Origin of the sequence: Kocuria sp. (genome assembly GCF_030538595.1) — a bacterium.
Classification (GTDB): Bacteria; Actinomycetota; Actinomycetes; order Actinomycetales; family Micrococcaceae; genus Kocuria.
The window spans coordinates 1-12,260 of the sequence record NZ_JAUNTS010000025.1 but is presented as its reverse complement, the minus strand read 5'-3'; the positions used below and the strand labels follow the sequence as shown (position 1 = coordinate 12,260).

14 protein-coding genes are annotated in these 12,260 nt (G+C 61.9%); 10 read left to right on the top strand and 4 right to left on the bottom strand.

Going from position 1 to position 12,260, the window contains the following annotated elements; all coding sequences use genetic code 11:
* Nucleotides 1-182 precede the first annotated feature (182 nt).
* The gene (locus Q4G32_RS13795) at nt 183-539 is read left to right on the top strand and encodes a hypothetical protein (RefSeq protein WP_303352309.1); all 357 of its coding nucleotides are present in this window, start codon (nt 183-185) and stop codon (nt 537-539) included.
* A gap of 99 nt (nt 540-638) precedes the next feature.
* Here the strand turns inward: Q4G32_RS13795 and Q4G32_RS13790 are convergent, their stop codons facing one another.
* Entirely contained in the window at nt 639-1,997 is a 1,359-nt protein-coding gene (locus Q4G32_RS13790; protein WP_303352308.1) for an NAD(P)/FAD-dependent oxidoreductase, read from the bottom strand.
* Nucleotides 1,998-2,127: 130 nt separating this feature from the next.
* Between Q4G32_RS13790 and Q4G32_RS13785 the strand changes: the two genes are divergently transcribed.
* From Q4G32_RS13785 to Q4G32_RS13775, 3 genes are all read left to right on the top strand, one after another.
* On the top strand, nt 2,128-2,472 hold the full coding sequence (locus Q4G32_RS13785) for a gamma-glutamylcyclotransferase family protein (protein WP_303352307.1): 345 nt from the start codon (nt 2,128-2,130) through the stop codon (nt 2,470-2,472).
* Nucleotides 2,469-3,170, top strand: a complete 702-nt coding sequence (locus tag Q4G32_RS13780) for an MOSC domain-containing protein (protein ID WP_303352305.1) — start codon at nt 2,469-2,471, stop codon at nt 3,168-3,170. Before Q4G32_RS13785 ends, Q4G32_RS13780 begins: the two co-directional genes overlap by 4 nt.
* A gap of 110 nt (nt 3,171-3,280) precedes the next feature.
* On the top strand, nt 3,281-3,514 hold the full coding sequence (locus tag Q4G32_RS13775; protein WP_303352304.1) for a hypothetical protein: 234 nt from the start codon (nt 3,281-3,283) through the stop codon (nt 3,512-3,514).
* Nucleotides 3,515-3,577: 63 nt separating this feature from the next.
* On the opposite strand, the gene erm is transcribed toward Q4G32_RS13775, so the two are convergent.
* Nucleotides 3,578-4,339: a 23S ribosomal RNA methyltransferase Erm gene (gene erm / locus Q4G32_RS13770; RefSeq protein ID WP_303352302.1), complete on the bottom strand. Its 762-nt coding sequence runs from the start codon at nt 4,337-4,339 to the stop codon at nt 3,578-3,580.
* 415 nt (nt 4,340-4,754) lie between these two features.
* On the opposite strand from erm, the gene Q4G32_RS13765 reads away from it, so the two are divergent.
* Genes Q4G32_RS13765 through Q4G32_RS13755 form a run of 3 tightly spaced genes read left to right on the top strand, consistent with a single transcriptional unit; the run spans nt 4,755 to nt 8,445 of the window.
* The gene (locus tag Q4G32_RS13765; protein WP_303352300.1) at nt 4,755-6,188 is read left to right on the top strand and encodes a GntP family permease; all 1,434 of its coding nucleotides are present in this window, start codon (nt 4,755-4,757) and stop codon (nt 6,186-6,188) included.
* A gap of 59 nt (nt 6,189-6,247) precedes the next feature.
* Complete coding sequence (locus Q4G32_RS13760; protein WP_303352298.1) at nt 6,248-7,504, top strand: CaiB/BaiF CoA transferase family protein; 1,257 nt, start codon at nt 6,248-6,250, stop codon at nt 7,502-7,504.
* The gene (locus Q4G32_RS13755; RefSeq protein WP_303352296.1) at nt 7,501-8,445 is read left to right on the top strand and encodes a hydroxymethylglutaryl-CoA lyase; all 945 of its coding nucleotides are present in this window, start codon (nt 7,501-7,503) and stop codon (nt 8,443-8,445) included. The genes Q4G32_RS13760 and Q4G32_RS13755 overlap by 4 nt, the downstream gene beginning before the upstream one ends.
* On the opposite strand, the gene Q4G32_RS13750 is transcribed toward Q4G32_RS13755, so the two are convergent.
* Together Q4G32_RS13750 and Q4G32_RS13745 are read right to left on the bottom strand one after the other, a co-directional pair.
* The gene (locus Q4G32_RS13750) at nt 8,442-9,239 is read right to left on the bottom strand and encodes an IclR family transcriptional regulator (protein WP_303352294.1); all 798 of its coding nucleotides are present in this window, start codon (nt 9,237-9,239) and stop codon (nt 8,442-8,444) included. The two genes, Q4G32_RS13755 and Q4G32_RS13750, sit on opposite strands and share 4 nt — an antisense overlap.
* A 519-nt stretch (nt 9,240-9,758) precedes the next feature.
* The gene (locus tag Q4G32_RS13745; RefSeq protein ID WP_303352293.1) at nt 9,759-10,280 is read right to left on the bottom strand and encodes a pyridoxamine 5'-phosphate oxidase family protein; all 522 of its coding nucleotides are present in this window, start codon (nt 10,278-10,280) and stop codon (nt 9,759-9,761) included.
* A gap of 99 nt (nt 10,281-10,379) precedes the next feature.
* Here Q4G32_RS13745 and Q4G32_RS13740 point away from each other — a divergent pair, with 99 nt between their 5' ends.
* From Q4G32_RS13740 to Q4G32_RS13730, 3 genes are all read left to right on the top strand, one after another.
* A complete protein-coding gene (locus Q4G32_RS13740) occupies nt 10,380-10,820 on the top strand; it encodes a VOC family protein (protein ID WP_303352291.1) in 441 nt (146 codons plus the stop codon).
* A gap of 167 nt (nt 10,821-10,987) precedes the next feature.
* Entirely contained in the window at nt 10,988-11,290 is a 303-nt protein-coding gene (locus tag Q4G32_RS13735; protein ID WP_303352290.1) for a type I restriction-modification system subunit M N-terminal domain-containing protein, read from the top strand.
* 259 nt (nt 11,291-11,549) lie between these two features.
* A complete protein-coding gene (locus Q4G32_RS13730; protein ID WP_303352288.1) occupies nt 11,550-12,068 on the top strand; it encodes a GNAT family N-acetyltransferase in 519 nt (172 codons plus the stop codon).
* Nucleotides 12,069-12,260: the final 192 nt, after the last annotated feature.

Sequence of the window (12,260 nt, the reverse complement as noted above, 5' to 3'; positions counted from 1 at the left end):
CTACCCCACACCGACGCGCCAGCCCCCAACTACACCCTCATCTGTGAAGAGCCGCATTTTCACTGGCCACAGTCCCGGCGGCATCTGCACAGACCAACCCGGAATCGTGCCCGGCGGCCAGCGACTTCCAACTCACCGCACCCTCGCACACTGAAGTTGGGGGCAACCTCCTGGACAAGCAGGTGACCTTTGGTGCGTACTGGAACGGAGGAAACCTCCAGTCCGGCACCCAGGCGACACTCACAGCTTCAGGTCCGGCGGACGTCACTCTGCTCAACGGCCAGAGCTACACCGCCCCTGTGGTTGCAGGTGGCAGCATTTCCGGAATCTTCCCAGGGGGTGGAGCGGCCTTCGCTCCGAGCTTCCGGTTGGCTGAGTCATCAACCAGTTCAACAGGAGGTGCCACCAACCGCGATCACTTGACGCAGATTTCCTACCCGGTCAACGTGACTGGGAACTTCGGTTCTTGTAACTACACGGTGGTCGGAACGGCAACGTCCAAGTTCAACGTGACTTCCATCGAACTGGCCGAGCAGTGATGTTCGGCCTGGCAGCGTGAAGCAATAACCCAGATGGCCGGAGCTCGATTCGATGGGCCCCGGCCATCTGGGTGGCTTTCGGGCGTCCCGAAGCCGGCATCACCCCCGGTGGCCAGCCCCGAATCGCCTGGTCCCGGCCATCTCGGCGAATACACGCGCGGCGGTCAGGGAGTCCACATCGCCCGTGACCGGGTTCGGCTTGTGCCCGCTGCGGCGGGCGGCGTACAGGGAGAACAGGTTCACGGCCACGGCACGGCGGTTGCGGTGACCGATCAGCTTGGCCACGTGAATGGTCATCCACGCCAGCCACCCGGCCGTGCCGGTGATGTTCGTACCGTTCGGCAAGCTGACGACGGCGTCGCGTCGGCCAATCGTGGCTGCCTCACCCAGGTTGCGGTAGTGGAATGGAGCGTGTGGCTGACCCTCCAGGTCAGCCAGGATCATGTTGGCTGCATGCACACCTGTCTGAATGGCAGGCTGAGCCTGCTGAGGGATCGGATTCACCTGCCCGGCAATGTCACCGGCTGCGTAGACGCCCGGGAGACCTTCAACTTGTAGCGACTGGTCCACGGCAATCAACCCGTGATCGTTCAGGGGAAGATTCCATTCTTTGGTTGCCTCAGCCGGCCCGACCCCTGCCGCCCAAATGGTGATGTCGGATTCCAGCTGGGTGCCATCTGTCAGGGTCACCCAGTCGTAGCCGACTTGGTTCACACCCTCACCCAGAGCCAGTTCAACTCCGCGCTGGCGTAGCTCGTCAGCGGCGTACCGGCGGGCCGGCTCATCAAGGTTTTTCAAGAGATCCGTCCCGCGCTGAATCACGCGAATATGAAGCACTTCCTCGGAAAGTTCCGGGTACATCACCGTGAGATCGTCACGCCGGAAATCGGCCAGCGCACCTGCGATCTCCACGCCTGTGGCACCGCCACCGACCACAGAGACCACCAAGCAATCATGGTCTTCTGAACGATTGGTGCGCTCCAACTCGGCGAAGATTCGATCCCGGATGGCCGTGGCGTGCTGACGGGTGTACATGGGCATGGCATGTTCTTCGGCTCCTGATGTGTCGAAGAAGTTGGTGGTCAGGCCGTTCGCAATCACCAGGTAGTCGTAGTCCAGGGTGAATGGCTCAGTCTCTCCCTGCTCGATCTCCATGGTTTTGGTCCGGGGGTCGATGCCGGTGACTTCTCCCTGTCGGACCCGCAGATTGGGGATTTCACGCGCCATGCCTCGCAGGAACAGGGTGACATCGCCCGGGTTCAGACCCCCGGTGGCCACTTGGTAGAGCAACGGCTGGAAGGTCTTGAAGACATTGCGGTCCACCAGCGTGATGCGCACCTTGGAGTGTTTCAGGCGCCGTGCTGCGTTGACCCCCGCGAATCCTCCACCCACGATCACGACGTGCGGCAGGGTTGCATACTCCTCAGCCGTCACCGGGCGGGGGCGAGTTCCGAACATGGTGTTCCTCCTCTAGCTCTACGTCAGACCACACGGATGCGGGATGGCCAAGATCAGAATAGGGCTCAGTGAGCCGAAGTGCGTCGCGACTCCAAGTGGCGACGGTATTCCCGGTGATTCAATGGGTCCCGTGGATATCAACAGTCTGTTCATTTACGGGACTCTTGCACCCGGTCGCCCCAACGAGCACGTGTTGAAGCCTTTGGGTGGTGTGTGGCAGCGCGGTGCCGTGTGCGGTCGTTTGGTGCAGAAGGGCTGGGGTGCAGCTTCTGGCCACCCAGCGATCGTTCTGGACTCTTCCGCGCGACCTCCCGTAGAAGGCTGGCTGTTGACCGCCGAATCCTTGCCTGACTGGTGGGTTCGATTGGATGAGTTCGAAGGTGCCGAATACCAACGCGTTCTCACGGAAGTCGAGTTGGACGACGGCTCCACGGCACAGGCATGGATCTACGCTCTAGCCGATCCGGTCGTATGACCGTCGTCGTTGAAAGCCTGGGGTTGGCACTGGTCAAGGGCCTGAATTGGAGTACACCGGATGCGGTGGAGGTTGTGCGCAAAGGCGTGGTGGGAGATCGGCATTGGTCGCCCGTGGCACCGGATCTGAGGTGTATCAAGGCCACGGACTTTCCGGCGATGGTGGGATTGGCTGCCGGCCCATCTGAGGTGCCGCGTGCAGATGATGTCTTGTTGGGTGGCACTCCCCACACCGTTCGCTACTACAGTCGTGCGGTCACAGCTCGGATTTTCGGTGGTCCGCTGGCGGATCGTATTTCGGGCATCGCTGGTCAGCGCCTTCACTTGGCTTGCGCGGAGGAACCCGGGCACTTCTTGTGGTCCTCGCCCGTGAGCCTCCTCCTGCGCTCGGAGTTGGGTCAGCTTCCCGACGACGTTGCCCGCTACCGCGCCAACATGGTGCTGGACGACCGGGCGAAACCCCTCTCCCTGACAGTTGGATCGCGGCTGGAAGTTGGTGGCGCGGTCCTTGAAGTGGAGCGTGAGCTGGAACGGTGTGTGATCATCAATCACCACGCGGGAACTGGTGAGCGGGATGCCAGCCTGCTGGGCCAGCTGCGCCCCGGCCTGCTGTTGGGTTATGGCTGCACGGTTGTAGAACCTGGGCGGGTTGGGGTTGGCGATGTGGTGGAACGCAGGAGTCCCCGCACGAAACGTTGACGCGGGCCGCGAGCATCAAGATCGGGGATCCGCTGGAGCCGAGCACCGAACTGGGGCCGTTGGCCTTCGAACCGCAGCTTGCGAAGGTCAGGTCCTAGATTGGCATCGGCGTGGACGAAGGTGCTCACGTGTACTCGGGTGGTAAGCGCCCAGAGTTTGCCGCCGAATCCTTGCACCAGACCGCGATGATCGGCACCCCGGACGAGGTCTCCGAGCGGATCCAGCGCTACCAGGACATGGGCTACGACGAGTACAGCTACTGGACCGACAACGGGATGACGCACGAGGAGAAGAAGCGTTCCCTGCAGTTGTTCGTGGACGAGGTGGTTCCGCGGTTCGCGTGACGGAGCCGTGATCGGGTGGGGTGAGCGCAGGAAGCGCACGCCCCACCCGATGTCGCCTCGGCCCTAATTCCCCAGCCTCTCCCACGCCTGCACCCACTGGTGCGGTGTCAGGTCACGTGGCAAGCAGCGGGGAGCGATGCTGACTTGGGCCAGCGTCCGGCTGGTCGTCGTCGTGCTGTGTCCGGAGGCGTGAGCGAGGATCTGGGTCAAGCTCCGGCCCCGGCCGGTGAACGCACGGCGCACGAACTGCTCGTAAGCCCTGCGTTGGTCCCTGGGGATCAACGGCGGTCCGCGGCGAATGATGCTCAGGATCCCGCCGTCCACGCTCGGCATGGGCTTGAAAGCGGCGGCGGGGACCCGGCCTTCCAGGCTGAATTCGAACCACGGTGCGGCCTGAGCGGTCATCATCGTGGACCCGCCGACTCCCGCGCGTTTGCGCGCCACCTCCCACTGCGTGAGCAGGACGGCGTGCCGCCATTCGCCCGAGGAGAGGAGGCGGCGTAGGAGGGGAGTGGTCAGATGAAACGGGATGTTCCCGACGACGACCGGTGAATCCAACGGGTACCGCATAGCGTCTGCGCATTCGACCTTCACCGTCGGGAAGCGGTTGGCCAGACGGCGGGCGCGGTGCTCGTCGATGTCGATGGCCGTCAGTGGCCTGCCGAGTTCGGCCAACCGGCGCGTCAGGGCGCCGTCGCCGGCACCGATTTCCAGGATGGCGCCTGAGGTGGTCGAGATGAGTTCCGAGATGTGGTTGATGGTTGGTGTGTGGGTGAGGAAGTTCTGGCCCAGTTCGTGGCGTCCGCCATGGCGAAAACGTGGCATGAGTGCGCTCCAAGAGATTTGGTGTGGAGCACCTCGGGTCGTCAGGGATCACTCAAGCGGGTATGGCTCAGTGGCCCCACCGAGGTGCCTTGCATCTCGGTGGTGACGGCGCGCTGCAGCGAAAGGACCTGCGACGACGCCGTCAGTGGCGGCGGTCGCGATACGTGAAGAAGCGCCCCATCACGGGCGCTGAAACCAGTGTTCCCATGAGCACAGACGGTAGCAGAGCGTCCGTGACGGCGATGTTGCGACAGCAAAATCCCTTCTCTGACCAGCGATGGCTCCGATGGGAACGGATCAACGCCAGACTTCTATTGCTCACTATGTGGTGTGTGACTTACATTATGGGCTAAACAGCGAAGTGATCCTGCCCACATCGACCGATGGGGGCAGGTGGATCAGAAGGTAGGAATCAATGGCTGATTGGCTGATCCTGACCATTACCGGCGCCGTGATTCTGGCGATCGTCGTCATGATCGTGCAGATGCGGATCAACCCCGTGGTCTCGTTGGTCATCGGAGCCGCGGTGCTGGGGCTAGCCACCGGGATGGGTGCTACGGGTACCACCGAGACGATCATGCAAGGCTTCGGGGACATCATGTTCGAAGTCGGATTGTTGATCGCCTGGGGGGTCCTGATGGGCTCGATCCTCAACGAGATGGGGGCCATCCAGCGTCTGGTGGACGGCCTGCTGCGCATCTTCGGACCTCGTGGAGTGCCCTACGCCTTTGGGCTGACTCTGGGAACCTTGCTGCAGTCGATCTTCTTGGATGTCCTGTTGGTGATGAGCGCACCCCTGGCTCGCAGGATCGCGCCCCACCTGGGAAAATACGGTACTGCGAAGATGGCGACGGCGATGGCCATCAGCCTCGAATGCGGCATCGTCCTGATGGTGCCTGGCGTGGCAACTTTGGCGCTCGCGGGATTGTTGAGTGTCCCGCTGGGCAAGATGCTCATCTTCGGTCTGATCGTCATTGTTCCGACGATCGTGATCTCCATCGCCATCATGAACTTCTTCATCCCCCGCGGGCTCTGGAAGATCGAACAAGACCAAGAGTCCCCGGACGACGGTGAATCTGAACTCGCCGCAATGGACAGCGGCTCTACTCAGACTGAAGCCAAGGGTGGACTGGTCGACGGGCATGGGACCCGCGTGGGTCTGCTCCCGCGTCAAGTTCACCAGGGTGTGACACGCCAGGAGAAAGAACCGCCCTTGATCCTGCTGTTCACTCCCATGCTGTTGGCACTCGGGCTCATTGCCAGCGGCGCCATCCTCGACATGGTGGGGCTCTCCAGCCCGCCGATGGATTTCCTCTCATCCCCCGTGATTGCTCTGCTGATCAGCCTGTTGGGGACCAGCTACGTCGGGAGGTTCACCATCGGCCGCAAGCGCGTGGAGTCAGCGGTGGTCAACGGATTCCGGGAATCCGGGCAGATCTTGATCCTGACGGGCGCGGGTGGCTCGTTGGCCGCTGTGGTTGCGGAAAGCGGCATGGGAGACATCTTGGGTCAGTACTTCTCCGCCGGTTCCTTCGCTCCGCTGCTCACCGTGTGGGTCATCGCCGCAGTCCTGCACGTCGCCGTTGGATCCGTGTCGATTTCTGCTATCACCGCGGCCGGTCTTTTGGCCCCGGTGGCCCCGCAGATCGGTCTGGATCCGGTCCTCATCGCACTGGCCGCCGGGGCGGGGTCACTGTTCCTGGTGCATGTCACGTCCAACACGTTCTGGCTGTTGCAATCAATGCTCGGGCAGACCACCAAGGGGACCTTGAAGTCCTGCTCACTGGGGGTATCGGTGGCGTCCGTGGTGGCCTTGGGCTGCACGTTGGCCCTGGGGCTGTTCATCTAAAGCGATGTTCCGGGCGGTTGCCCGCCGTCGCACACTTACCGACTTCTGGAGGAGAACTCATGACTGACTCGCCGATCAAGCCCTTGGACGGCGTCCGTGTCCTCGAACTGGGCAATTACATCGCAGCTCCCACCGCCGGGCGTCTGCTGGCAGACTTCGGGGCGGAGGTCATCAAGATCGAGCGCCCCGGCACGGGAGATGAACTGCGCAACTGGCGCCTCTACAAAGGCACCACCTCCATGCTTTTCCGCACGATCAACCGGAACAAGAAGTCTGTGACGCTGGACCTTCGGTCTGATGCCGGGCGTGATGCAATCAAAGGCCTTGTTGCAGAATGCGATGTGTTGCTGGAGAACTTCCGGCCGGGAACGTTGGAGAAATGGGGCCTCGATCCCGATGTCCTCAACGCTCTCAACCCGGAACTGGTCATCAGCCGCATATCGGCGTTCGGGCAGACAGGTCCCCTGTCCCAAAGACCGGGGTTCGCGGCCGTGGCCGAGGCCTACGGCGGATTCCGCAACTTGGTGGGTGACCCGGACCGTGCACCGGTGCGTGTCGGAGTGTCCATCGGTGACTCCATCGCCGGCCTTTACGCTGCATTCGGCGTCGTCATGAGCCTGTACCAGCGGGAGGTGCGTCGTGGCCCGAACAGTTCTTCCGAGGCGGTACCGCTCAGGGAACGGATCATCGACGTCGCTCTTCATGAAGCGATGTTCTCGATGATGGAATCCCTCATTCCGGACTACCAGGCTTACGGGATCACCCGGGAGCGCGTGGGCGGGCGCATGGAAGGCATCGCACCGTCCAACGCGTATGTCTGCTCCGACGGAGCGAGCATCGTGGTGGCCGGCAACGGGGATTCGATCTACCAGCGGTACATGAACACCATCGGTCGCCCGGATCTCGCCGTCGATCCGCAGTTGCAGACCAATGCCGAACGGTGGGCACGCCGCGAAGAACTCGATGCAGCCATCGGGGAATGGGCTGCCGAGAGGACATCTGCTGAGGCGCTCGAAGCCTTGGACGCGGCAGGTGTTCCCGCGGGACCGATTCTCACCGCCGCCGACATCAGCGACGACGAACAGTATGCGGCTCGCAACATGATTCAGAAGATGGACGTCTCCACGGGAGAAGAGACACTCACTGACGTCGGGTTCCCGGGCATTGTGCCGGTCATCGGTGATGAGTCGCTGCCCATCGACCACCTGGGCCCGGATCTCGGCGCGCACACCCACGAGGTTCTGGGCGGTCTCTTGGGCCTCACCGCAGAGCAGATCGTTGCTGCATCCACCACCGAAGAGAGGCTTTCGGCATGAACTCCACCCACCAACACCCTGTTGAACTGCGTGATGTGACCCTCCGGGACGGACTCCAGCTAACGGGCAAAGTCCTCCCGGCTGACAGGAAGGTCGAGGTGGTGCGGGAGCTCATTCGCCTGGGTGTACCGGAAATCGAGCTGGGGTCGATGGCTCGTGCTGACCTGGTGCCGCCGATGGCCAATACCTTGGAGGTGGTCGAAAACCTGACCCCGGAGGAGCTGGACCGGTGCTGGATCTGGGTGGCCACCCCGAGGCACGTCGCAAAGGCAGCCGCAGCGGGCGCGCGCAATTTCCAGTACTGCTTCTCCGTGACCGATTCTCACAATCAGGCGAACATCGGTCGGACGACTGAGGCCAGCCTGGAGGCTCTTCCCGAGGCAGTGCGACTGGCTCAGGAGGTGGGTGGCAAAATCCAGCTCTGCTTGGCGACCTCGTTCACGTGCCCGTTCGAGGGGCCGGTGGATCCAGAGCGGGTCCTGGCCATTGCGAACGACCCCCGCGCGGACGGAACACAGGACATCGTCATCTGCGACACCTTGGGGCAAGCCGTCCCCTCCCAAGTCAGCGCTCTGATCTCACGTGTTCGTCAGGAAACGCTGCCCAGGCGCATCGTCTTCCACGGACATGACACCTGGGGCCTGGGGGTGGCCAATGCGTTGGCAGCGGTGTCCGCAGGGGCGACCGTCGTCGACGGTGCGCTAGGGGGCCTCGGCGGATGCCCATTCGCCCCCGGTGCCAGTGGCAACACCGCCAGTGAGGACCTTCTTTTCGCAACCCGGCCCGACTGGTTCAAGCCGGAGAGCCTTTGGAGGTTGGTCGACCTCTCGGAGGGACTGTTGGCCGAGCTCGGCGAGCCCAACCGCTCGCGAACAGCGCAGGGGGTTCATTCGAATGCCCCGGCGTTCAAGTGGACAAAGGCCAGCGACACGACCGCTTAAGAGCGGGCTTCGTCGGGGAATCGGCCGCCCATCAGCCGGGTCATGCGTTCGGCGGTCGACAGGAGGGATTCAACCCAGCCTTCGCACACCGAATGCGGCATCCTCAAGGTGGGGCCGCTGATGGTCACCGCCCCGATGAGCACACCGGAGGCATCGAACACTGGAGCAGACAGGCCCGATGCGCCGTCATCTCGTTCACCAACCGTGATGGAAAAGCCATCACGGCGAGTTCGTCGAGCCGCCGCCTCAAGGTCCTCGGAACTGGTGATCGTGAACTCCGTGAGCGGTTCCAGCGGTGAGCTAAGGATCTTCTCCAGCAGTTCCGGGCGCCACGCCAGCAGCACGTGGCTTGCCGACCCGGCGTGCAGCGGAAGGATACGGCCGACGTGCATCTCGCGGCGGAGTGCATGGCGGGTCTCTGCCAAGGCGATACAGACCCTGTATGCCTCTTCGGCTTTGAAGAAGGCAGTTGTTTCACCTGTGAGGTCGCGGAGGTCCTTGAGCAGAGGTGTGAAGAGGTCGAGCATTTCGATGCCGCGGGTGGCCGGAGCAGCCCAGTAGGCCATCTTCATCCCGACTCGGAAGGAATCCTCTTCACGGTCGAGAAACCCTTGCGCCACCAGGTTGGTGACCAAGCGCTGAACGGTGGACGTGGGCATGCCGGTTGCCTCACGGATCTCGGTCAGCGTCAAAGTGGGGCGACTCAAGGTGAACGCGTCAAGGATTGCGCTGATCTTCCCGAGGACCAGGAGTGGGTTGTTCGGCCCCTGGGGTTTTGTGTCCGACGCTGCCATGGGTTCACGCTAACCCGAGCCGGCGGCGGGATTCGTACTCGGTGAGGCAAAAATCGATCAGGGGTGTCCATCCGAAGGAGAGGGACACCCCTGATACGGGCCCGCATCCGATCGACGTCGTCGGACCAGCCCTGGAAGGCAGCGTTACCGGAGTTCGGATGGGCCAGGTCAACGAGGCTAATCCCAATCGCTACATTCGCTGCATGGTCTACCAGGCTTTCACCATGTCCGAGCTCGAGGGCCGTGCTATGTACCGCCCTCCGACCGGTCTGGTGCTTCCGCGACCCATCGCCTGGGTGTTGGGGGAGTCGACCTCCCCGCCAAGGGCGACTTGCTCTTCGGTGGAGACCCACAGACGGTGACCTAACACTTGCGTCAGGTGTCCGCTCATTCTTATGCGGGAGTCCTGTTGGGGTACGGGTGTCGAGTGGTCAAAACGCTTGATTGAGCGGTTGGGTGGTCAAGATCCTCGCCCATCAGTGTTGATCAGCAAGAAGATTGACCACTCAACCGCCAGTTTCAGGGAAGTTCAACGGTGGTGGGGCCGCCTTGAGCGTCGTCGTCGTCGTTTTTGTTGCGGATCGCTCCAATGGTTTTGACCGCGGTGCCGATCAGGGAGGCGCCGCCCCAGTAGGTGGCGGTGTCGCCGTTGACCTTGAGGACCACGTTGTCCTGGTTTTCCGGGCCACCCTCCATGAACATGTCAGCACCCTTGGACCAGAGCTCTTCCACGAGCTCCCGGTCATGGACGATGGTCGCAGCACCCGAAACCGATACCCACGCCTTGTTGGATGCGTAGGCCACATTGACGTTCGGGTTGGCGCGGATGTCTGCGGCCACGGAACTGGAGGAGCGCACGAGGAAAAGGATGTCCCCGTCCTCGGCCACCTGAGTGGACAGAGGGCGGCTGACCAGGCGGGTGTTGCCGGATGCGGAATCGGTGGTGGTCAGCATGGCGATGTCCACGTTCTCCATGAGGTCGTGGACCTTTTTGACCTCGGCGGGATCAGTGGTGACTTGCTGGTTTTCTGAAGTAGTCATGATGCTTACTGTATTGGTGAGTGGTGACACAGGCGAGGGGCCGGGGTGGATTTGGCGATAGGTAGCCTGATCACGACGACGACGGAGGAGGAGTTACCCATGGGTGTGTCAGTTCAACCCCAGTTGCGGGCCATTGTGTTGGACACCGAGGATGCGCTGGGACTGGCCGAGTTCTACCACCAGCTGTTCGGGTGGGAGTACGTGACGGATCTGACCAGCGATGATGCTGCCGGCTGGTGCACGGTCCAGGGGCCCTCCGGAGTGCGGATCTCCTGCGAGCGAGTAGATACGTTGATCCGCGCGCAGTGGCCTGATCCGCAGCGCCCACAACAGGTTCACCTGGACTTTGTGGTGGACTCCGGTGAGGAACTGGAGGCTTTCCATCAGCACGCCGTGAGCTTGGGCGCGGAGGTCCTGGCCACTGAGACCGATGAACCTGACGAACAGATCTACATCTACGCAGACCCGTCCGGCCATCCGTTCTGCGTGTTCGTGCCGATGGAGGACAACCCGGGGCTGTCGCAGGGCGGGCGGGCTTAGGGGATTGCCTGGTCTTCCAGGTAGGCATCCAACTTCATGAACTCCAGCAAACGCTGCCTCATCTCTTGTGTGGAGGGTTCATGCAGCGTATGAACTCTCCACTGCACGCGCGCCGCAGTCCCCGTCAAGCAGGAACCGTAGAACCCAATCCAAGGCAGACACCCACTGTGTTCAACCACGCATCCTTCATTTGGGCCGCCGCTGATCTACTGCGCGGCACCTATAAGCAGCATGAGTACGGGGAGATCATCCTGCCGTTTACGGTGCTGGCCCGTTTGGATGCTGTGCTTGCGCCCACCAAGGAAGCCGTCCTGACGGCCATCGTCAAGAGCCCCGGGGATACGGTCCCCAGCGTCCCCATGCCCCGGGCCAGGGCTGGGCACCACTATGACTTCTTCAACGTCTCCCACCACAGCCTCAAAATGCTGCAGGGTGACCCGGACAATGTGTCTAACCAGCTGGCCGCGTGAGTGGTTCGAGGCTGATGCCTATGGTTCAAAGGGCTGCAATTTCAGGCTGAGGGGCTCTTGCAGGTAAGGCTTAGATATGACCAAGTTACTTGCGCGCGAACACTACCCAGGCAGCCTCACTTATGCTCGAATATGTCATTCGAAGATTTCTCGGCACTCACAAGAGCTAGAGGAAGGCATTCCGCCCCCTTTGTGCGAATCAATCCACTAGGAGTGTTGGTGGGAATCGCATTTCCAGAATGCAGATTGGACTAATTTAATGTCTTTTGAAATTCATCCCCTAATGCCCGGTAACTTCGATGACTTCGTCACGGTTGCGAATCCCAGCCTACGGGTCAACCACTGCTGGTGCTTGTCGCATCGGCTCACGGCTGCTCAGATGCGTGAACTCGGTGACACTCGCGAAGAAGCCCTACTTTCGCTTTGTCATCGCAACCCCGGTCCGGGCGTTATCGGCTATGACGACGGGGTTCCAGTTGCCTGGTGCTCTATCGGACCTCGCTCCATGATTCCCCGGCTCGAGGCGTCCAAACTTATTCGCCGTGTCGATGACGTTGACGTGTGGGCGATCATTTGCGTGGTGGTCCGCAGTAGCGGATTCCGCAAGAAGGGCTATGCGCTACAGGTGATTAACGGGGCAGTGACCTATGCCGCAGAACAGGGCGCCCCGGCAGTCGAGACCTATCCGCCAGACACAGACGAGCGTATCGACACAACCATGGCGTTCCTCGGCACACGAGCCTATTTGAGAAGGCTGGTTTTGCCAAGGTCGGTATGACTGACGCTATCGGCGCAGGCTATCCCCGCTGTGTCATGCGTCGGATGCTTTCATCGCCTCATTGAACTGAGTGGTCGGACACCACCTTGATTGCACCACAGGTCTCACCATCACCATCAAAGTGGGCTCTTCACAATCCGGCTCTTCACAGATGAGGGTGTAGTTGGGGGCTGGCGCGTCGGTGTGGGGTAG

Bases quoted from the DNA above. Each gene is read 5' to 3' on its own strand.
- Q4G32_RS13765 (WP_303352300.1), top strand. From the start codon at position 4,755: ATGGCTGATTGGCTGATCCTGACCATTACCGGCGCCGTGATTCTGGCG.
- erm (WP_303352302.1), bottom strand. From the start codon at position 4,339: ATGCCACGTTTTCGCCATGGCGGACGCCACGAACTGGGCCAGAACTTC.
- Q4G32_RS13730 (WP_303352288.1), top strand. From the start codon at position 11,550: ATGTCTTTTGAAATTCATCCCCTAATGCCCGGTAACTTCGATGACTTC.
- Q4G32_RS13740 (WP_303352291.1), top strand. From the start codon at position 10,380: ATGGGTGTGTCAGTTCAACCCCAGTTGCGGGCCATTGTGTTGGACACC.
- Q4G32_RS13755 (WP_303352296.1), top strand. From the start codon at position 7,501: ATGAACTCCACCCACCAACACCCTGTTGAACTGCGTGATGTGACCCTC.
- Q4G32_RS13745 (WP_303352293.1), bottom strand. From the start codon at position 10,280: ATGACTACTTCAGAAAACCAGCAAGTCACCACTGATCCCGCCGAGGTC.
- Q4G32_RS13790 (WP_303352308.1), bottom strand. From the start codon at position 1,997: ATGTTCGGAACTCGCCCCCGCCCGGTGACGGCTGAGGAGTATGCAACC.
- Q4G32_RS13760 (WP_303352298.1), top strand. From the start codon at position 6,248: ATGACTGACTCGCCGATCAAGCCCTTGGACGGCGTCCGTGTCCTCGAA.
- Q4G32_RS13780 (WP_303352305.1), top strand. From the start codon at position 2,469: ATGACCGTCGTCGTTGAAAGCCTGGGGTTGGCACTGGTCAAGGGCCTG.
- Q4G32_RS13750 (WP_303352294.1), bottom strand. From the start codon at position 9,239: ATGGCAGCGTCGGACACAAAACCCCAGGGGCCGAACAACCCACTCCTG.